The organism is Paraburkholderia xenovorans LB400, from assembly GCF_000013645.1.
GTDB classification, from domain to species: domain Bacteria; phylum Pseudomonadota; class Gammaproteobacteria; order Burkholderiales; family Burkholderiaceae; genus Paraburkholderia; species Paraburkholderia xenovorans.
The window spans coordinates 3,928,984-3,947,420 of the sequence record NC_007951.1; the positions used below are offsets into that span (position 1 = coordinate 3,928,984).

Consider the following 18,437-nt stretch of genomic DNA (forward strand, 5'->3'; position numbering starts at 1 on the left):
GAAAAAAACGAACGTACTCACTCCGTCCAGTTCAACGCCCCGCTATAGCCGACCAGCAGGATCAGCAATCCGAAACCGATCCGATACCACGCGAACGCGGTGAAGTCGTGCGCGGCGATATAGCGCAACAACCAGCGCACGCAGGCAAACGCACTGACGAAGGCCGCCACGAAGCCGAGCGCGAAAGTACCGAGCGCATCGACGGAAAGGAGATGCCAGTCTTTATGCAGTTCGTAAGCGGTCGCGCCGAAAATGATCGGAATCGCGAGGAAAAAGGAAAACTCCGTGGCGACGCGCCTATCGAGGCCGAACAGCATCCCGCCGATGATCGTCGAGCCCGAGCGCGACATACCCGGAATCAGCGCGAAACATTGCGCGAGCCCCACTTTTAGCGCGTCCAGCGCGCCCAGGTCGTCCACGTTCTGCACGCGCGCCACCGTTTCGCCGCGGGTGCGCTGACGCGACTCCGCCCATAGAATCACCACGCCGCCCGCCACCAGCGCGAACGCAACCGGCACCGGCGAGAATAGCGCTGCCTTGATGGTCTTTTCGAATAGCAGGCCGAGTACGATCGCGGGAATCGTGGCAATGATCACGTTCAGCGTGAAGCGGCGCGCGTCCGGCCGGCTGGGCAAACCGGACACCACACTGCCGATGCGGCGGCGGTATTCCCAGCACACGGCGAGAATCGCACCGAGCTGGATCACGACATCGAAGGTTTTCGCGTGCTCGTCGGTAAAGTTCAGCAGACTGCCCGCGACGATCAGATGCCCGGTACTCGACACGGGCAAAAACTCCGTCAACCCTTCGACGACGCCCAGAATCAGCGCCTTGCAAGCCAATAGCCAGTCCATCCGTGCCCCTCATCGCTATAGATAGTCGGAACGAACAGGGCCGGCGTGGAATCGCGCGGCCCTGCCGGCCGCGCGGCACGTCATTTTTCGACGATTTGCACGCGTATGCCGTTTGTAAGGATGGTGATTGTACCGGGTTCGTAATTCACACCGGCAAATTGCAGTTGTTCGGGCTTGAAGGTGTAGATCGGATAGTTGGTCAGCAACTGCGTGGCGAGCAGCCCCGCCGCGGCGTTGATCTGCTGCGTGTAGGCCTGCGCCTGCCCGCTCACGCTGACATTGTCGACATTCGGTGATCTGAGCACGACGGATTTGCTGGCGGCGTCGTAGGCCAGTTCGCTCGACAGCATGAACACGCCGTCCACCGGCTGCGGCATGAAGGGACTCGCGAAGCGGGCGTCGAGCTTCACCGAGACGCGGTTCGTATCCGGCAGGAAGCCGACCACGGGGTTGGTCAGCGCGATATCGAACACCTGCGAGACCGTGCGCTGATACGGGAACTTGCGCTGCACCGCGTCCTGCACCTGCTGCTGCGAGAACGTGTAGTGCGAAGGGATGAACGGAAACGTCGGTGTTGCGCAGGCCGCGAGCGAAACGGTGATGCCGAGCGCGCCAGAACCGGTCAGCGCGGCGAGCAGAAAGCGGCGCCGGGCCGGCGCAGCGGGTCGAGTCATGCGAAATCTCCTGTGGAAACCTGTTCGGGCCTGCAGTTGCGTCGTTCGTTTGCGGCTTGCGGCGTTTTGGCCATACGTGCGCTCGTGCGCTCATGCGCGTTTGTCAGCGGCGTCAGCGGCCACTCGGCAGCGCGCGCGGTTGAGTCTGAGCTTCGAGTTGCGTGAGCCACGCGAGTGCTTCGCCGCGATTCGTGCCGCACATTTCCAATTGCGGTTGCAAACCGGAACAGCAGGCCGGCCGCTCAGGCTGGCCGAAGATCGCGCAGCGCAGATCGTCGCCGAGCTGCACGCAGCGCACGCCCGCCGGCTTGCCGTTCGGCATGCCCGGAATGGCACTCGAAATCGACGGCGCAATACAGCACGCGCCGCAATCGGGGCGGCACGCATGACCGGCCACATGGAACACAGGCCCGTCCTTCACGACGCTCTCCGACACTTCAGACACTTCGCTCACTCCATTCTTCCCGAACCCGAAAGCGGGCAATGCATTATCAGACCCGCATTGTGCCACCGCATTGCATGCGACCTTTTTACGCAATCAGGCGAATGCGCGCTCAAGTACACTCGAAGGATCCGAAAGGCCATGCTCAAGAAGCGTCTGCGCTGTTCGATCCGGTTTCGCGACTCACCGCCGGTTGCGCCTCTTCCTCGATGGCCGCCAGCCCTCGAGCCTCTCATGTCCAACGACAACTCGCTGTTTCGCCCCGACCTGCTCGCCAAATACAGTGCAAACGGCCCACGGTATACGTCCTATCCGACCGCCCTGCAGTTCCGCGACGATTTCGATCCCGGCGACTATTTACGCGCCGCCGCGGACCCGGGCGCCTCCTCCACGGATCTCTCGCTGTACTTCCACATTCCGTTTTGCGACACCGTGTGTTTCTACTGCGGTTGCAACAAGATCGCCACGAAAAACCGCGCGCATGCGCGTCCGTACCTCGACCAGCTGAAGCGCGAAATAGCGTTGCAGGCGGTGTGTTTCGATACGCGGCGTCCGGTCTCTCAATTGCATTGGGGTGGCGGCACGCCGACCTTTCTGTCGCACGACGAAACGGCCGAGCTGATGGCGGCCACGCGTGAACACTTCACGCTGCTGCCCGATGCCGAAGCCGAATATTCGATCGAAGTCGATCCGCGCGAAGCGTCGCCCGAGACGATCGCGCATTTGCGCAAGCTGGGCTTCAACCGGCTGAGCCTCGGCGTGCAGGACTTCGATCCGGTCGTGCAGCAGGCGATCAATCGCATTCAACCGCTGGAAATGACTGCGTCGGTCATGCAGGCCGCGCGCGACACAGGCTTTCATTCGATCGGGGTCGATCTGATTTATGGGCTGCCGCATCAAACGGTCGAGAGCTTCAGCCGTACGCTCGACACGATGATCGAGCTCGCGCCCGATCGTCTCTCGGTATTCGCATATGCCCACATGCCGCAACTCTTCAAGATGCAACGGCAGATGGACCCCGCCACGCTGCCCTCGCCGGATGTCCGGCTCGCAATCCTGCAGCGCGTGGTCGAACGTCTGACGGGCGCGGGCTATGTGTACATCGGCATGGATCACTTCGCGCTGCCCACCGACGAACTGGCGCGCGCGCAGGCGCAGCGAACCTTGCATCGCAATTTCCAGGGCTACAGCACGCGGGCCGAATGCGATCTGATCGGTTTCGGCGCATCGTCGATCGGCAAGGTCGGCGACGTGTACGCACAGAATGCCAAGGATCTGCCGGGCTACGCCGCGGCCATCGATTCAGGCAAGCTCGCCATCACGCGTGGCGTGCGCCTTACCGCCGACGACCGTCTGCGCCGCGACGTGATCACGCAATTGATGTGCAACCTGGAATTGCGCTTCGATGAATTCGAAGCGGCTTATGGCATCCGCTTCGCCGAGACGTTCGAGCCGGAGCTGGAGCGTTTGCGCGGCTTCGAGCAGGACGGACTGGTGTCGCTCGGCGCGGACAAGCTCGAAGTGCGAATGGCCGGCCGCATGCTCGTGCGCAACATCGCTATGGTGTTCGACCGTTACCTCGGCCAGCAGACACTCGAACGGTTTTCCCGCACGGTGTGAAGGCCGCAACGCGGATAAAGGTAACCGGCTTGCCCGTCGTTCGATTTTCGGCCATAATCTGCGTCTTCGCTGCGTGCCAGCTTCTGGTGCGTACGCTGCAAGGCCTGCCCAGGTGGTGAAATTGGTAGACGCAGGGGACTCAAAATCCCCCGCCGCAAGGCGTGCCGGTTCGATTCCGGCCCTGGGCACCAAAGAATATTCCGGCAAGCGCCGCCGCATTCCGGGAAACCCCGTGAGATCAACGTCTCACGGGGTTTTTTTATTCCCTGTCAATTTCCCTGACAATCCGCGCGCTGACTCGTCGACAGCCGGAAGTATCTGATGGTATCCGCCTCGTTGCCGGGTTTTCCCGGCGGGAGAGGTCGCCTGTCGACACCAAACGCCGCCGACCCGGCGCTCTTCGTTCAATTCCCTTCGCGCATCTTCCGCAGCACGTTCGCATACTGGCCACGTTCGGGACATGATTTGTCGCAATCCCGCTTCATGATGACCCAGGCGCATACGGCGGCGTAAATATTTTTAAGCAAACACCCTAAATGCAGCGTCTTTGCGGTCGATAAACCGGGCACGGTCTGCGTGTGAAGCCTCATCCTCACCCAGGGTCATCCAGACCTCCGGTCGAAGCCGTCGCCTGGTGAACAAGAACAACGTCGCTACCCGGGGCATTCAATGAATAAGCCTGAAGTCAATATACAAGCTGGATATAAACATGAATGAATCCCGCGATCGCGACGGGACTTCGGCCACATCGTCGTTTGAATTGCGCACGCCCCGCATGACGCTGGACAACGATGTCGTACTCGCACCGCAAACGCGGCGCATGTTCGAAGAAGCCATCGGCGCCATGCGCCATCACAAGACCATTTACAACGACTGGGGCTTCGGCGCGGTCGATCCCACCGGCCGCAACATGGTCGTCAACTTCTACGGGCCGCCGGGCACCGGCAAAACGCTGGCCGCCGAAGCGCTCGCAGGCACCCTCAAGCGCCCCTTCCTGCATATCGGCATTTCCGAACTCGAAAGCAAATATGTCGGCGAAACGGCGAAAAACATCACACAGGCTTTTCGCGAAGCCGACGCCGAAGGCGCACTGTTGTTCTTCGATGAAGCCGACACGCTGCTTGGCGCACGCCTTTCCTCGGTCACGCAGGGCATTGACAACGAAATTAACGCGATGCGCTCGACGCTGCTGATCGAACTGGAGCGCTGCGAAGGCGTGGTGGTGTTTGCCACCAACTTTGCAAAAAATTACGACAACGCGTTTGTGAGCCGCATCCGCTATCACATCGAATTCGCACTGCCGGACTTCGACGGGCGCAAGCAACTCTGGGAGCGTTTGCTCGTGCCCGGTGTTCCGCTTGGCGAGCCGCGCGCCGACATCATCGAGCGCTGTGCGGCAGCGTCGGAAGGCTTGAGCGGGCGCGAGATTCGCACTGCGCTGCGCACGGCGTTTCCGCGCGCAATCCTTAGCGATCCAGCCGCGCCAACCGTTCGCTGGCCGCATATCGTAACCGCGATCGACGACATTCGGGCTGCGCATCGCAATGTCGGCAAGCACCGTCCGGCGCCGTTATCGGGCGAGGCCAGCGCGGACGCGGGGCGGCAATTGCTCGGGCTCGCGGACTAGATTCATCACTATTTCAACAAAGTCAAGTTCCATACGTACGGGGAGTGAGCAAGTGGGATTCTGGAGTCGGGTAGGTAGCTTTATCGGCGAGGCCGCCAGCACTGTCAAACGTGCTGCGAATGCGGCGTGGGAAACGGCAAAAGACGTCGCGAGCCGGGCCGTGGGCTGGATGGCGGAAGAAGCCGAGAAGTTCGTCGAAGACGTGAAGCACACATGGCAGATCGTCAAGCCCTACGTGGAGCATATTCGCGCGGGTTTGCGCACCGCGGCGGCGCTCACCGCGGAGATACCTTTTCTTAGCGCCGCGTTGCTGGCGCTCGATAAAGGCCTGGGCGCGCTGACCGCGTTCGAGAACTCCCCCATCGCGAAGAAGGTGAACGAAGCCATTGCATGGGCGATCAAACTCGCGCAGCGTTGGAAGAAGTCCACCCAGGGCGAACAGGAGAGCGAGCGTCTCTCCGCAGAAGAACTCAGGACCGCGAAGCGGCACCAGGACGATCTGCGCGCGGCGGAACGCGAAGTCGATTCCGAACCGCTGCGTCATCAGATGGAACTCGCGTCTGTCATCAACGACTTCGAAATTGCCAGGACCGATCTGGCCAATGCGATCGATGCGGCGCCGGCCAATTTCGAACACTATCTGCGCCTGCGCGCCACGCAAAAGCTGCTGGGCATGGCGGACAGGACATTGCGCGCCGCGCAGACGATTGACGACATCAGTGTCGACGACATCTTCCTCGTACGCATTGCGTCCGACCTCATCAAGTCCAACCCCGAGCTTGGCAAGGAAGCGGCGCTGCGCCTCGATCGTCTGCTGCAGCAGCGCTACGGCAAGAAACTGACGCCGTTCGTTTTCGAAGAACTGATTGCGTCATGGGCCATGCGTGCCGAACAACTCGGCAAGCGCTGGGACGAAGCGAATCGCAGCTTTTCGAAGGACAAAATCCTGCTCAAGCGCCTGACGATCGCGCGTGACATTCAGGATGAGTTGTCGGAGGAAGAAACGCTCGAACTGGCGAACCTCGAAAAGAACGTGCCGCTGCTCAAACAGCAACTGGACGACGTGGCCCGGCAGCAGCGCGATATCGAGCGCTACACCGGCGCGGCCGAAGGCTTCCTGCAACTCCTCGAAAAGACGCCCGAGCAGATCGAGCAGGAAGACCGTGAATATCTGATCGAAGACGGCGCGCTAGTCGGCAAGATTCTGATCGACTGCGCGCAAAACAATGTTCCGTTCAACGAACTCGACAACGAACAGCAAGCGCTCGTCAACGACTACGCCAATATCTTCAAGCGCGAATCGCAAGCGCGCACTGAGCTTCTTCTGAAGGCTGCAGCATGAAGACGCAGGAAGTTATCGATTTTCTGACGCCCGATCTGTCCGACCGGCTTCAGGTGGGCTTTCTCACGATCATCGTCGCGCTGGTGCTCGGCACCGCGATTTGCACTCACATCACCGCGAAAGCCCGCTCGTGGGAACGCAAATGGAATCGCGGCACGCCCGACGACCCGAGCGACGACCTCGATATCGAGCACGGCAGCGTCACCGATCTCTGGCAGGCCGTTTCCACGACGCCGGAGAAGCTTGCGGAAGTCATGCCGAGCCTGCTCCTCGTGATCGGCTTGCTGGGCACGTTCCTTGGCCTCGGCATTGCATTGAACCATGCGTCGAGCATCCTGAATCAGCCCGACGCGCTGAGCGCCAACGGTGCCGCCAAAAGCATGAACGATCTGGTGGGCCTGCTTCAAGGGCTCGGCACCAAGTTCAAGACCTCGACCTGGGGTATTACCGGTTTTGTGCTGCTCAAGTTCTGGAGCGAATGCACCCGTTTTCCGGAAAAACGGCTCACCTGGGTGATTGGCAAGGTCAAGACCGAACTCGAACGCCGCAAGCAGGCCGAAGCCGCCGCGGCTGACGCCAAACAGGGCGCCTTGTTCGAGCAGATCCGGAGCGCGGCGGCCGCTATCGCGGCGGGCGTCAACGAGCAGACCGCGCAGCTGGTGCGCGCGGAGACGGTTGCGCGCGAACATGCCCAAACGCGTCTGGATGCGCACATCGCGCTGATTTGCGAAGGGCTCGAACGCACGCACACCGAAAGCCGCGCGACCAACGAGACGATGAAGCAGTTCACGAACGGCGTCGAAGGCGTCATCCGGAACATGAGCGAGGCTGCGCAGCGCATGGCCGCCGGAGCCGACAAGGTGGGCGAGTCCGCCGGCGGATTGACGCAAACCGTGGCCGACTTCAAGCAACAGTTCACCGCTGCACTGCATCGCGTGGGTGAAGACCTGGGCAATGCGATCGGCAACATGAGCGCTCAGGCCTCTCAAACGTTCGACCGCGGCAGCCGCCAGATGGAGAACGCCACCAACGAGATTTCGAAGGCGCTCGAAGGGCTGTCCAAGGATGTCAAGCAAACCATGAGCGCGGTGCAGGAATCGATCGGCAGTGCGCTCGAGGTTCAGAAAAGAGCTTCGATCGAGTTCACGGCCTCGACCAAGGGACTCGACGAGAATCTGAGCCTGTCCACCGAACGGTTCGAGAAGCTGAGCACGGGTCTCGACGAAAGACTGCAATCGGTTGCCGATGTGAGTCGACATATCAACAGCATGGGCCGCAGTCTGGACAGGACGCTGAACGGCTTTGATGAAGTTATCGGAAAGATCGCCGCTCTGCCGGACACGCTGGAACCGCTCGCCGAACAGGGTGCGAAGCAGCAACGCCTGCTCGAACCCCTCAGCGCATTGCCTGCCCACCAGCAGGCCATCCTGCACGAACTTCAGGGCTTGCGCAAAATCGCCGCCCTTATGGCGGCGACGGAGCGCACGCGCACCGATATGTCCAATGTCGAATAAGCCCAGGTCATGAAAGACAAACCGAGCGAGTGGATCGCCATCTCCGACCTGATGGCCGGCGTCATGGCCGTGGTGATGCTATTGCTGGTCGTTGCCGTCGTGCAGAAAAGCACCAGCGACCTGCGCTATCAGCAGGAACTGGCCAATGCAAAGGCCAGCAAAGGCGATTCAGTCGCCAGGATGATGCAGACGCTGGGCGCGAAACTAGGGAACGGCGAGGCGTCCGGCCTCATGACGCTCGATCGCAGCACCAACAGGCTGACGCTGCGTGACGGTGTGTTCGAGCGTGGCAGTGCCTGCCTCACGCCGGAAGCGCGCGCCGCGATCGGCGCGGTGCAAGGCGAACTGGCGCACTTCATCGCCGACAATCCCAAAGCACGTATGCTCGTCGAGGGCTATACGGACAACCTGCCTGTCACGCGGCCCGTTATCGACTATCAGCGCTTCTGCACCGTGTACGACGACAACTTCACGTTGTCCGCCGCCCGCGCACGCGAAGCGCGCCGCGCGCTGCTCGGCACTATCAGCGACGACGCGGCCAAGCGCATCGTCGTGGCGGGCTATGGCGAATCGCGGCCTCTGCCGGGCGTGGATGCGGCCGATCCAAGGAATCGGCGCGTCGAAGTGCAGTTCCTCGTGGATCAATAAGTGGGCGTGCCGGTTGTCCCGTTCCGGTGGATCCATGAGGCGCCGACGCTGTGTCTGACTGGGCGCGGAAATACCCAACCAGGCGCTCAAGCAGTTCGGCGGCGACGAAGTCATGCGTTTCGTTTGCACCTATCCAAAAGTGAACGCCCTTCGCCAGCGAGCTTTCATATTGGAACGGAGCGCTGCTGCTCAATGTGTGAATGGTAACTGGCATATCTTCGTGATTTTCCTTCGATCCAAGTCCCGTCGCGCGCGCGATGTTCTGCGCGAACAAACGGGCTGTCGGCAATATTCAGCGTCTCCTGGGACCAAGCGAAATGCGCCAGCGCCCGACAGAGGCCACTGCATCTTCCTCGCTCAGGTTCTGCTCGAGACAGGATAGAAGGTCCTCCTGACGCGGCTGCGCGAACACCAGGCGATATAGTGCGAGACTGCGTTTCAACCGCCGGTAGCGGAACTCGTCGCGGCTGAGCGGCAGCGTCATCACCGTTCGCTCGATAGACGCGCCGTCTTCGTCTTCGTAGATCCAGTACGGAATCAGATCATTGGCGTCTGGCGCGCGGCTTTGCACGGCGAGGTCGAACAGCGTATTCCAGAGATCGCCGCGGGTCTCCTGCAGCGCCGCGATGCCATGCCTGCGCGCGACGTTCTTGCGCACCGCATAGCCCTTGTAGCGATGCACGCGTCCTTCTCGCTGCTCCATATCCACGGGATTGGACGGCAGGTTCCAGTGCACGACTGAATGGCACCAGTTGTGGAAGTCGAGCCCTTCCTGACCGACGGACGTCGACGCCAGCACGAACGGCCAGAACGGCGAGTTGAACGCTGCCTGTACTACCTTCCGGCGGGCGACCGCGCCGTCTTCTCCGCGCTGGTTGCCGAACCGCAACGCGAAGTGCGTGCGCACTCGCGTCTCGAACGGTTTGATGCTCAACTGTTCGTCCCGAATCTGCAGCTCATCGGGCTGCAACGGCGCGCTGCGCAAAGACATCGCTTCGTACATCGCATCGGCGAGTGTCTCGCAACCGTCCTGCGCGGCGTGGTCGGCAAGTCCGTTCGACTCGAAGAGGATGTGCGCGTACTCGTCGAGCAGCGCCTGCAGATTGCCATCGGCAGCATATTGCAGCACGCTCTGCCAGTACGAATCCTCGTCCTCGACGGTCTTCAGCATGACGACCGCGCACGGCGAGTTGAACTGACTGCGCAAGCCTTCCGCGACGCGCGCGGCGGCATCGAGCATCGCGTCGGGCGCCATCTCGTGCGGCCAGATCTTCAGCAAGGTGCGCAGCGCACAGGTGGCCGGCCCGCACAGCGCGACGCTCGCGAGCACGGACACAATGTCATTGGGCACGCGACCGAGCCCGATGACATTGCCATCCCAGGCATCCAGCCACAAATTGACGTGCGCATCAAATGCGCTGACCGGATCTTCCTGTTCGTCGCCACGCCCGCTGCGCGCCTCTGCCCAGCGAAGCGCACACCAGTCGCGCGCCGCCGGACGAAGCTGCGCCTCGAGGCGGGCCAGCGCAACCCAATACCAGCGCCGGTCGAACGGACCTTCCTTCACACTGCGATCGAGCAGCGGCTCGAGCGCCGACGCCATCACAGTCATGGCGCGCTCGCGCAGGTCCGCATAACCTGGCATCGCGTCCACGCTCGCGAGGGCGCGCAGCGTGAGGGGATCCACCAGTTGCGCCAGCGCTTGCGAAGGAAACGCGAGCAGCAGCGCAGACATGCCGGTGGGCCCGCTGCCGCGCTTGATCGAGAAGCGCAGTTGCTGCGCAAAGCGATCCGGCATCTTTGCGTATGCCACGCTGCGCTTCGCGCGCTGGATGAGCCGTCGCTCCGCTTCAAAAGACAGCAACGCGGCCAGCGCGTCGGGCACCACGTTCCAGGCCGAGAACACGAGCTGCTTGCTGACCGTGCCGACCTCCGCGTACTCGCCCGCGGCCTGCCAGTAGTTCAGCGACGGTGGCATCCACAGGAGCTTCCACAGGCCGTCGGCATCGATGCGCTCGATCAGCGCACGAAGCCGCGCGTTGCCGGGATCGATCTGCCGATAGCCCGCAATATCTTTCTGGCTGAGGAGCGCGAGCGCGTGCCGCAGCAACACCGCATGGATCGGCGATGAAGTCTGCTCCGCCTGTTCGCGCACCGTCTCCTTGAACTTGTAGCCATCCATGAAATTGAGCAGGTAGGGGCTCGATTTCCAGTACTCGATTGTCTCCGGCTCCTTGAGGGCCTGCGCGAGCGACTCCAACGCGCGGAAGTCGGCCAGGTCGCGAGGATGCAAACGCGGCACCAGCAGCTTTTCCCTGATCATCGAGTCCGCGCGCCGCGTCGCCTCGACACGCTCGGTACGACACATGACATGCCGCAGCGTGCGCTCGATCCGCTCCTTGACCTGTTCGAGCGCCGCGAAGTCCGCCGCGCCACGCGCACCCAGCAGGCCCGTGCGCATCGCACTGATGTCGATCTTGAGCGCATCGACTTTCGCCTGATCGCCGGGATAGAGAAATTTCAGTGTGTGCAGGAAGTCGGCGTAATGATCTTCGTCTTCGTCATCGCGGGCGTACATCTTGTACGGCGTCGCGGACAGCAGCAGCACACGCGTGCGCGCTTCGTAGTTGAACAACTGATGCGCAAGCTCCGCGGCCGGATTCTCACTCTCGGCGGGATCCTCGAAGAGATCGTTGAAGCGCTGGAACTCGTCGAGAATCACGAGCGCTGGCTTGAGCGCGACAAGGCAGGTGCGGGCAAGCAGCGTCCGAAGCTCTCCCGTGAGCATCGCCCGCCGTTCTTTGTCCGTGTCGCTCACTGTTTTGCGGCCGTCGTCGTGAATATTGGCGATCTCGCGCAGTTCGCGATAAAGCACCCTGTCGTTTTTTATCGCCTGTCGATAGGCTTTCGCGATGGCCTTGTCGTAATCGAGCGGCTTCTGTGCGTCCCTTTTCCAATCTTTGCCAGCCGTGGCTTTTAACGCGCGGCTCAGGCCGCGCTCCGACACACCCGGCAGGTCACGCAACATCTGATAGATCAGATGGCGCTCTTCCTTACGCCCGGTGCGCCGCCCTGCGCCGTTGTTCGATGGAAGTGCCGTGCCCGGCGTGAAGCCGATCAGGTTCACCGCATTCCGCGCAAGCTCCCGGGTGTACAGCGGCAACAGCGTCAGCCGATTGGCCTTCGACATGTCCGGCTGACCCGGCAGCCGCAGTCGCCTGATGTTCTGCGCCGCGATTTCGATGCTCGAACAGACATAGACGATATCGATGCGCTCATTCGTATGCGTGTACCGATCGATGGTCTTCGCGACCACGCCCTTCGCGATCATGGTCTTGCCGAGACCCACTTCGTCGGCCACGAGAAAGCGCGTGGCTGGCTGCGTTTCGTCGAACATGCGCTCGAATACGTATTCGACGGTGTCTCGCTGAAAGTCCTTCAGTCCTCTCAGCACCGTGCTGGCCGCAACGTTGCGCGTCATTGGTTCTCTCCTTCCGCCAGCGCTGATTCGAAGACCGACCAGAGCTCCATCAGGTCAGCCGTAAGGATGGGTTCGCTCTCGTGCCCGTTGGCATCGGGACGGCGCAGACGTTCCACGAGATCGCGAATCTGCGCCAGCCGCTCCGGTTCGCGCGCATAGGCACGGGCAAGCATCTCGAACAGAGGCGTGTCGTCGAATGAGCCGCGCGGCTCGTCACCGGACGCTACTCCATCGCCTTGACCATTGCCATCGTCGGCCGTCCAGTCGCCGAGCAGCAGCATCAGATAGCGGATAAAGCCGTCGCGATTCCGGATGGCCGCGCGCAGGATTTCCAGGTCCCGCTCCTCAGGTCCACCGAAAAGTGGCAGCTTCAGGGCGAAACTCAACGCCGCCTCACCCCGCGTGAGCGAGAACGCGGTGAACGACGTGATCTGCTGGGGCGCGAATTCGCCGATTAAAAGGCCTTGCCGCAGCACACCCTGGATGGCATTCGTGTGCCTGGGATCAATCGCAACGGCGCGCGCCTCGTCCGATGACACGAGCCATGCGCGCGCCGCCGCACCGTTCCAGTCGATGCCGTCGAGCCCACGAAGAACGACACGCCAGCCTTGCTCCGCTTCTTCGCAATACAGTGCCAGCGGCGCACGAGCGAGCGCGTCACGCACCTGTTCCAGAGCGCGTTCGTCCTTCACGTCCTGCTCGTCGATCGATGCGGAGCGAACATAGCGCTCCAGCAACGGCCCGAGCCCGTTGCCGCCAACCCAGTCGGAAGGGCCGCCGACCTTGCTGGTGCGGCCAACCAGTTCGACCACGAACTCGACATTGCGGCCATCCACCAGCGCGGCGCCCGTTGCGTTCGCCGATCCGATGAACAGGTGGGTATCCCGCGCCCGCTTGCCGATGTAGACCTTCGCATGCAGCCCGCGTTGCCGGTGTACCACATCGTCTTCTGTGTCGCCGCTGGTCGCGTGGTCGCTCAACACGCGCACATCCGAAAAGCGCCCATGCGACGCGCACCTGTCGAGTTCCTCGGCGCGCGACACCAGGAAAAGCAACTCTCCGGCGCGCGACGACAGCTCATCCAACGCGTTGGCGCAGACGAACGGCGAGATCACACCAAGCTGGTCCCACGGCATGCCGCTCGCGTGTTGCGGGAACCATTGCGCCGCTTTTGTGCCGATGCCGAGCGCATGAAAGTGCACCTCGCTGAATTTGCCGGGAGCCGTCCATTGGGTATGCCTCGCGTCGAGGGCAAGCAGGTCGAGTTGCTCGCGGCGCGCGGCGCCCAACGTTTCGCTGCCCGTGCGGGTCAGCCACTCAACGAAAGTGGCGAGCGGCTTGCTGGTGCCGACGAGCTTATTACCCCGCTCGCCTTCCAGCCACAGCGAGAGATCCCAGGAACGGTCGTCGGTGATATTGCGGGTGAGCACGAGTAGCCGCAGGAGCACCGGCGCTTTGTCGTCCGGATCGTGCGGAACGAAACGCAGTAGCCACACTTTCGGGTGGAAGACGCCCTCAAAGGGTGCCTGCGTTTCATGGACCATATCCTCGAGCAATCCTAGCAACGCATTGGATTTGCGCGGAATCTGCAAGCGTCCGCGCTGACAGAAAACCGTCAGCCGGTCGCCCATGCGTCTGAGCGCATCCAGCACCGGCAGCGGGTCAGGCCGGTCCGGCGAGGTGTCTTCGGTATCACGGCGCGCGAGGTGGAGCGGTAAGCTCAGCAGCGTGATCAGGTCGAGCGAATAGGTCGTCGCGACGCCGCATTCGTAACGATAGCGGTCTGGTGGCGTAAGTGCGTCGGTAAGCAGACTGCGTTGATCGGGATTAATCATGCGGCTCTCCAGCCGGCGTACCATTCGCGCAGGAAATCGCGCGCCACCGGCCAGCGATAGCTGAGCGGGACGAGGCCGGCCTTGCCGCTCCATTGGGCACGCGCAGCCTGGTTCTCGAAGCGCGAGCGGTTGCCCCCGGTCTTGAGGTTTGATTCGCGGATCCGGATGAGCTGACAGCAGTCGCGCGATTCGGCCACACCCTTTTGTTCGCGCAACGCAAGATCGAGCCAGTTGCGCACGAAATCCCGGGTTGGCGCGCTTATCGTGTGACCCTTGCCTACGACGCGCGTCCAGAACGAATCGAGGTCCCAGCCGGCGCAAAGCGGCAAATCCTGCTCAGCCCAAACTGCGAGTTCCGGCTCCCGATCGGCGACAATGTTGTCGCAACGCGGCGCGAGCTTCGCAAGTTCGAGGTTGTAAAGAAGCGCCGCGCCCCGAATCAGAATCGTCAGGCGCTGCGCATCGGCAATCAGTAGGCGGATTTCCTGTGGGAACTGCTCCTTGCGTGGATGCAACCAGATCTGCTCAGCGTCGGCTAGTGGATCGCCTTTTGCGAGGTCGTGCGCGAGCCGGGTCAGCAGCGAATTCCGGTGATTGAGCGTCCAGCGGTCGAGAAGAAATTCAGCTTCATGGCGCGTGAGTTGCAACTGTGCCGCGGCCGGAAAGCCCTCGGGGCGCAGCGCAATCAGCTTCTCGTCCCACACGCGGCCGGTCTGCTCGCCATCGTAGCTTTCATTGTCGTCGCGCTTGCGCTGCGCGCGGCGTTGCGCGGATCGCCGGTCGGCGAGGCCGAAATACTGCTGCAGCGAAACGCGCGAGCGCCGCATGCCCCAGCTGCCTAATGCCGCCCAGTAGACCGAGCTCGGCAAGCGTTTTAATTCCCCGCGCGCGTCCCGGCCAATGATGCCGGGCTCGTTCGGCGGCGCGTGAGCAATCAGTTGCTCGAGCAGCTTGAACTCCGCCGCGCGTGACGCGCCAGCAAACGCCGAAGACGACGTGTTGCGTGACTCCAGCTGTTCGAGCAACCAGGGCACGAAGAATACATAGCGCAGACGAGTCTGAATGGTCGATGTGCCGGGAAACAGCTGGTCCGCGATCGAATCGCGAATACCGCCGATGCCCAGCTCGTCGCGCGCATCAGGCTCGTTGAACAGGGAGAGTATCTGAAGGCTGCGTTGTGCGGCGGCCGCGTCGTGATCGAGCCAGGAAAGTTGCGATGCCATAGATCGTTGTTGCTGGTTTTCTCGTGGTTCGAAACCGGCGTCAGGCCGCCAGCTGTCCCGGGCACCCGGCTATTTTCGGACCAGACTCAATTCGCCCTCGATCTCCGTTCCGTCTGCGTTTTTAAACTTTGCACTACCCTTGATCTCGTAATTGCTATAGATAGCGTAGAGAATCGTTGCACTTAGGCCGAGCACAACGATCGCGGCGATCAAGGTGGCGTCGATGGCGCCGGCGGCTCCGGCCGCAGTCAATCCCATAGTGACCACTCCCGCCGTCGCACCGCCCGCCCAGCCCGCCGGATTCCAGAAATTCGTTGCGGCAACCCCCGTCCCAAGCGCCGCGGCGATGGCGGCTGCAAGCACCCACTTTGACGATGATTTGATGACACGGATATGCCTGGCCAAAGCAGGATCAGTGATAACAATCTGTTCGATCTTATCGTTGATAGCCTGTTTCAATTCACCTTTGGACGAAACGAGCACTGTACTTGTCATGACAGTTTTCCTATAGAGAATCTTTTCGTCGTGGTTCGCATGCGGGATTGCTCGATGCATTACGCAGGACCACTCCGTGTTTATCGTCAGATATTGACGGGTCTTTAGTCCAGCTCATCATCAGAAGTTGCGCGTAGCCCGGAAAATGACTCTGCCCAGGGACCGACCGAATCATAACAAGCGATCTGGACAATCTGTGTCCCGACTCGCGACGCGATACAGGGCCACGTGAGTCGCGAGCTGCCGCGCATGATCGCGCCGCCGCACGATACCGGACAGGCCCCTACCGCATGCGCTACGACAATCGCCGAATCAGTTGCGCCTCCGCGCGTTCGGACATCACGACGATCAGCTTCATCGTCGCACGCGTGGCACCGACGAACAGACGCCGGAACACCGCGTCGTCGAACTGTTCGAAGTCGACCTCGGTCAGGATCACGCAAGGCGCGCTCTGCCCTTTGAAGCGATAGACAGTTTCTGCCGTGATGTCGCCGTCGCGATAGCGTGGCGACCCTTGTCCGTCATACGCGCCGGAGAAACTGCGCAACCGATGACGGCCGAGCCGGTCGAGCGCCAGCAACAGCGACTTGTCACGGCCGCTGAACGTCAGCAGCGCGATGTCCGATGGCGAAAAGCCGGCCGACATCGCTTCGTCGAGCGCTTCCAGGGTGGCCTGCGTCGCATTGCTGCCCGCGTAGGTCATCGTGCGGAGATCCGATCGGGTGAACGGTCCGGCCACCTCGATCTTCATGGGCGCGTCCGAGAGCATGTCGATAAACTGCACGACGTCATGCGGGCTACGGTGATTGGCCATTGCACGCACTTCGACCCAACCCGGCAGTTCGACGCTCTTGCGCAAGTACAGATTCTGCATCGGATCTTCCAGCCACCAGAAGCGGCCGTCCTGGCGCAACAATCGTTCGATCGGCGCCACCCACGCCTGGCGGAAGTCCTGCCCTTCGTCGACGATCACCGTATCGAAACGCTCGGATTCGTCGAAATGCATGTCGAGGAGTGCCCGCTCGAGCAACCCGAACACACCGGCGTCGCCAAAGTCGATTGCATGCCCTTGGCGCGCGGCCGCCAGTTGGCAAAGCTGGTGGTACGTGAGAACGGTTGCGCCCTCGGACGCGATACGCCGGAGATGATCGGCAAGCGGCCGGTTGAAGCACAGGTAGAGCGCGCGCCGGCCTGCCTTGACAGCGTCGTCGAGCACCCGCACCGCGAGTTGCGTCTTGCCCGAGCCCGCGGTGCCGATCACGCGCAGCCTGAAAGGCTCGAATTCGATCGAACGCGCCCAGGTGGCCAGGCCGCCAGACACGCGCGTAACGTGCCTGTTGATCTCGCCAATCATCGAGCGGACATCCGGTGTCAGCGAGAGTTCGTCGGCAAGAAACGCATGCAGGCGTGGCAGGCAAGGCTGCGCCGGCTCGTCGGCAGGCAGAATGCGTTCGACGATCTGCGCGAGTTGATCGCTGCGCGTCGCGTCGACGATCCGCTCGGGATTGACACCGGAGATTGCCGGATCGTTCACCCGATAGTCCGGGCAGTACAGCATTTCTTCGAGCTTATAGTTCCGTGCGCCGAACGCGCTGGAAAAGCGCTTGTGCATACCACCGATGGTGCGCGCAATCTGCGAATGCACGCTCTTGCCCCTGCCGGCATAAAGCTTCACGAGACCGTCCGGCGTCTCTTCGAGGGCCCCCGACTTCTGCTCGATCACGAGCACACGCCCAGCCGGGCTGACCACGACGAAGTCGGCCTCGCCGAAAATGGAAAAGCCTTTGTTCAGCTGCGTCCAGTGCACGCCATGATAGACGGCGTAAGTGTCGGGCAGGTCGCGATGAAGAACGCCGAGCGTTTCGATCTCGCGCTTCGCTGCGCCGCTCACGATCGCATCACGCCAGCCGGCCGGGTAAATCTGCGCCATATGTCGCTGTCTCCCGCTGACCGTTATTTACTGTAGATGTTCGCGCTGTCGGGCCTGAGCACCGGATAGTGCAGCGCGAGACCACCTCTTTCGACAGCGATCTTGCTGGCCCGGCGCGAATACTTGTGCTCAGTTTCGCTGTTGGTCCTCATTAGCCGCGTCCCGGCGACCTCCAATAGCGGCGTCAGCGACTCGGCCACCAGCTCCGGAATCTGTCGCGACGAAAGACGTTTGAGCGTTTGCGGCGCCAATGTCTCGTCGAGATCGATCATTGCGCCAGCCGTGGCCGCGCCGGGAAGGACACGCATGATTTCGCGTTCGATGTCGGGCATTGAGCGATAGAGTCGCGTGCATGGATGGTCCCGGGTTTATCGGCACTTTTGCAGTTTTCTTTAGCCTGCGCTTTAACGCGAGCTTCATGCGAGCGCGGCCCCGATTGCCGGCAGCACGTTCAGCGCGCCGCCCTGAAACATCGGCACGTCGGGCCGAGCGAGCCCGTCCATGTGGTTTTTATGCAGGTGTCGCCACGCCGCTAACGCCGCATGCGCGAACGGCCGGTGACGCGGTCCAGCAGCCACGTCGCCAGCGCACCCGGGCCGTCGAGCGGCAGCGCGGGCCTGATCTCGAGGTCGGTTCCCGCACACGACTCGCATGCGCTGGGCAAGATCAAAGCGTCGCTGCGCTGCGGATAGACGCGATGCCGGCCGCAACCGCGGCACGTCAGCTTCATCGGCGATACAGGAACCGGCATG

At 62.0% G+C, this 18,437-nt stretch carries 15 protein-coding genes and 1 tRNA gene; 6 read left to right on the top strand and 10 right to left on the bottom strand.

What is annotated here, in order from left to right:
• Positions 1–17: 17 nt before the first annotated feature.
• The 3 genes from BXE_RS17615 to BXE_RS17625 all read right to left on the bottom strand — a co-directional run bounded on the left by BXE_RS17615 (position 18) and on the right by BXE_RS17625 (position 1,973).
• The gene (locus tag BXE_RS17615) at positions 18–854 is read right to left on the bottom strand and encodes an undecaprenyl-diphosphate phosphatase (RefSeq protein WP_011489582.1); all 837 of its coding nucleotides are present in this window, start codon (positions 852–854) and stop codon (positions 18–20) included.
• An 80-nt stretch (positions 855–934) separates the two neighbouring features.
• Entirely contained in the window at positions 935–1,528 is a 594-nt protein-coding gene (locus tag BXE_RS17620; RefSeq protein WP_011489583.1) for a DUF1439 domain-containing protein, read from the bottom strand.
• Positions 1,529–1,640: 112 nt separating this feature from the next.
• The gene (locus tag BXE_RS17625) at positions 1,641–1,973 is read right to left on the bottom strand and encodes a YkgJ family cysteine cluster protein (RefSeq protein WP_081435539.1); all 333 of its coding nucleotides are present in this window, start codon (positions 1,971–1,973) and stop codon (positions 1,641–1,643) included.
• A gap of 231 nt (positions 1,974–2,204) precedes the next feature.
• On the opposite strand from BXE_RS17625, the gene hemN reads away from it, so the two are divergent.
• The 6 genes from hemN to BXE_RS17655 all read left to right on the top strand — a co-directional run bounded on the left by hemN (position 2,205) and on the right by BXE_RS17655 (position 8,721).
• Positions 2,205–3,590: an oxygen-independent coproporphyrinogen III oxidase gene (hemN, locus tag BXE_RS17630; RefSeq protein ID WP_011489585.1), complete on the top strand. Its 1,386-nt coding sequence runs from the start codon at positions 2,205–2,207 to the stop codon at positions 3,588–3,590.
• Between the two features lie 106 nt (positions 3,591–3,696).
• Positions 3,697–3,781 (top strand) — tRNA-Leu (locus tag BXE_RS17635).
• A gap of 518 nt (positions 3,782–4,299) precedes the next feature.
• Positions 4,300–5,217, top strand: coding sequence for an ATP-binding protein (locus tag BXE_RS17640; protein WP_011489587.1), 918 nt, complete (start codon positions 4,300–4,302; stop codon positions 5,215–5,217).
• A 52-nt stretch (positions 5,218–5,269) separates the two neighbouring features.
• Positions 5,270–6,559 (top strand): hypothetical protein, encoded by a 1,290-nt coding sequence (locus BXE_RS17645; RefSeq protein WP_011489588.1) that lies wholly within the window; start codon positions 5,270–5,272, stop codon positions 6,557–6,559.
• Positions 6,556–8,073 carry a hypothetical protein gene (locus BXE_RS43395; protein WP_011489589.1) on the top strand — a complete coding sequence of 506 codons (1,518 nt, stop codon included), beginning with the start codon at positions 6,556–6,558 and terminating at the stop codon, positions 8,071–8,073. Before BXE_RS17645 ends, BXE_RS43395 begins: the two co-directional genes overlap by 4 nt.
• 9 nt (positions 8,074–8,082) lie before the next feature.
• Positions 8,083–8,721, top strand: coding sequence for an OmpA/MotB family protein (locus BXE_RS17655; RefSeq protein ID WP_011489590.1), 639 nt, complete (start codon positions 8,083–8,085; stop codon positions 8,719–8,721).
• Between the two features lie 292 nt (positions 8,722–9,013).
• On the opposite strand, the gene BXE_RS17660 is transcribed toward BXE_RS17655, so the two are convergent.
• The 7 genes from BXE_RS17660 to BXE_RS17690 all read right to left on the bottom strand — a co-directional run bounded on the left by BXE_RS17660 (position 9,014) and on the right by BXE_RS17690 (position 18,436).
• A complete protein-coding gene (locus tag BXE_RS17660) occupies positions 9,014–12,202 on the bottom strand; it encodes a helicase-related protein (RefSeq protein WP_011489591.1) in 3,189 nt (1,062 codons plus the stop codon).
• On the bottom strand, positions 12,199–14,037 hold the full coding sequence (locus BXE_RS17665; RefSeq protein ID WP_011489592.1) for a phospholipase D family protein: 1,839 nt from the start codon (positions 14,035–14,037) through the stop codon (positions 12,199–12,201). The genes BXE_RS17660 and BXE_RS17665 overlap by 4 nt, the downstream gene beginning before the upstream one ends.
• Positions 14,034–15,260, bottom strand: coding sequence for a DUF6361 family protein (locus BXE_RS17670; RefSeq protein ID WP_011489593.1), 1,227 nt, complete (start codon positions 15,258–15,260; stop codon positions 14,034–14,036). Before BXE_RS17670 ends, BXE_RS17665 begins: the two co-directional genes overlap by 4 nt.
• Before the next feature lie 69 nt (positions 15,261–15,329).
• Positions 15,330–15,755: a hypothetical protein gene (locus BXE_RS17675; protein ID WP_041743887.1), complete on the bottom strand. Its 426-nt coding sequence runs from the start codon at positions 15,753–15,755 to the stop codon at positions 15,330–15,332.
• 295 nt (positions 15,756–16,050) lie between these two features.
• On the bottom strand, positions 16,051–17,685 hold the full coding sequence (locus BXE_RS17680; protein ID WP_011489595.1) for an ATP-binding domain-containing protein: 1,635 nt from the start codon (positions 17,683–17,685) through the stop codon (positions 16,051–16,053).
• Positions 17,686–17,708: 23 nt separating this feature from the next.
• Positions 17,709–17,993: a hypothetical protein gene (locus BXE_RS17685; protein ID WP_233518766.1), complete on the bottom strand. Its 285-nt coding sequence runs from the start codon at positions 17,991–17,993 to the stop codon at positions 17,709–17,711.
• A 224-nt stretch (positions 17,994–18,217) separates the two neighbouring features.
• Positions 18,218–18,436, bottom strand: a complete 219-nt coding sequence (locus BXE_RS17690) for a hypothetical protein (protein WP_041743889.1) — start codon at positions 18,434–18,436, stop codon at positions 18,218–18,220.
• Between the last annotated feature and the right edge of the window lies 1 nt (position 18,437).

What these genes read in the sequence shown, in the direction of transcription:
- BXE_RS17615 (WP_011489582.1), bottom strand. Translation starts at nt 854, where the DNA reads ATGGACTGGCTATTGGCTTGCAAGGCGCTGATTCTGGGCGTCGTCGAA.
- BXE_RS17620 (WP_011489583.1), bottom strand. Translation starts at nt 1,528, where the DNA reads ATGACTCGACCCGCTGCGCCGGCCCGGCGCCGCTTTCTGCTCGCCGCG.
- hemN (WP_011489585.1), top strand. Translation starts at nt 2,205, where the DNA reads ATGTCCAACGACAACTCGCTGTTTCGCCCCGACCTGCTCGCCAAATAC.
- BXE_RS17640 (WP_011489587.1), top strand. Translation starts at nt 4,300, where the DNA reads ATGAATGAATCCCGCGATCGCGACGGGACTTCGGCCACATCGTCGTTT.
- BXE_RS43395 (WP_011489589.1), top strand. Translation starts at nt 6,556, where the DNA reads ATGAAGACGCAGGAAGTTATCGATTTTCTGACGCCCGATCTGTCCGAC.
- BXE_RS17655 (WP_011489590.1), top strand. Translation starts at nt 8,083, where the DNA reads ATGAAAGACAAACCGAGCGAGTGGATCGCCATCTCCGACCTGATGGCC.
- BXE_RS17660 (WP_011489591.1), bottom strand. Translation starts at nt 12,202, where the DNA reads ATGACGCGCAACGTTGCGGCCAGCACGGTGCTGAGAGGACTGAAGGAC.
- BXE_RS17665 (WP_011489592.1), bottom strand. Translation starts at nt 14,037, where the DNA reads ATGATTAATCCCGATCAACGCAGTCTGCTTACCGACGCACTTACGCCA.
- BXE_RS17670 (WP_011489593.1), bottom strand. Translation starts at nt 15,260, where the DNA reads ATGGCATCGCAACTTTCCTGGCTCGATCACGACGCGGCCGCCGCACAA.
- BXE_RS17675 (WP_041743887.1), bottom strand. Translation starts at nt 15,755, where the DNA reads ATGACAAGTACAGTGCTCGTTTCGTCCAAAGGTGAATTGAAACAGGCT.
- BXE_RS17680 (WP_011489595.1), bottom strand. Translation starts at nt 17,685, where the DNA reads ATGGCGCAGATTTACCCGGCCGGCTGGCGTGATGCGATCGTGAGCGGC.
- BXE_RS17685 (WP_233518766.1), bottom strand. Translation starts at nt 17,993, where the DNA reads ATGCGTGTCCTTCCCGGCGCGGCCACGGCTGGCGCAATGATCGATCTC.
- BXE_RS17690 (WP_041743889.1), bottom strand. Translation starts at nt 18,436, where the DNA reads ATGCCGGTTCCTGTATCGCCGATGAAGCTGACGTGCCGCGGTTGCGGC.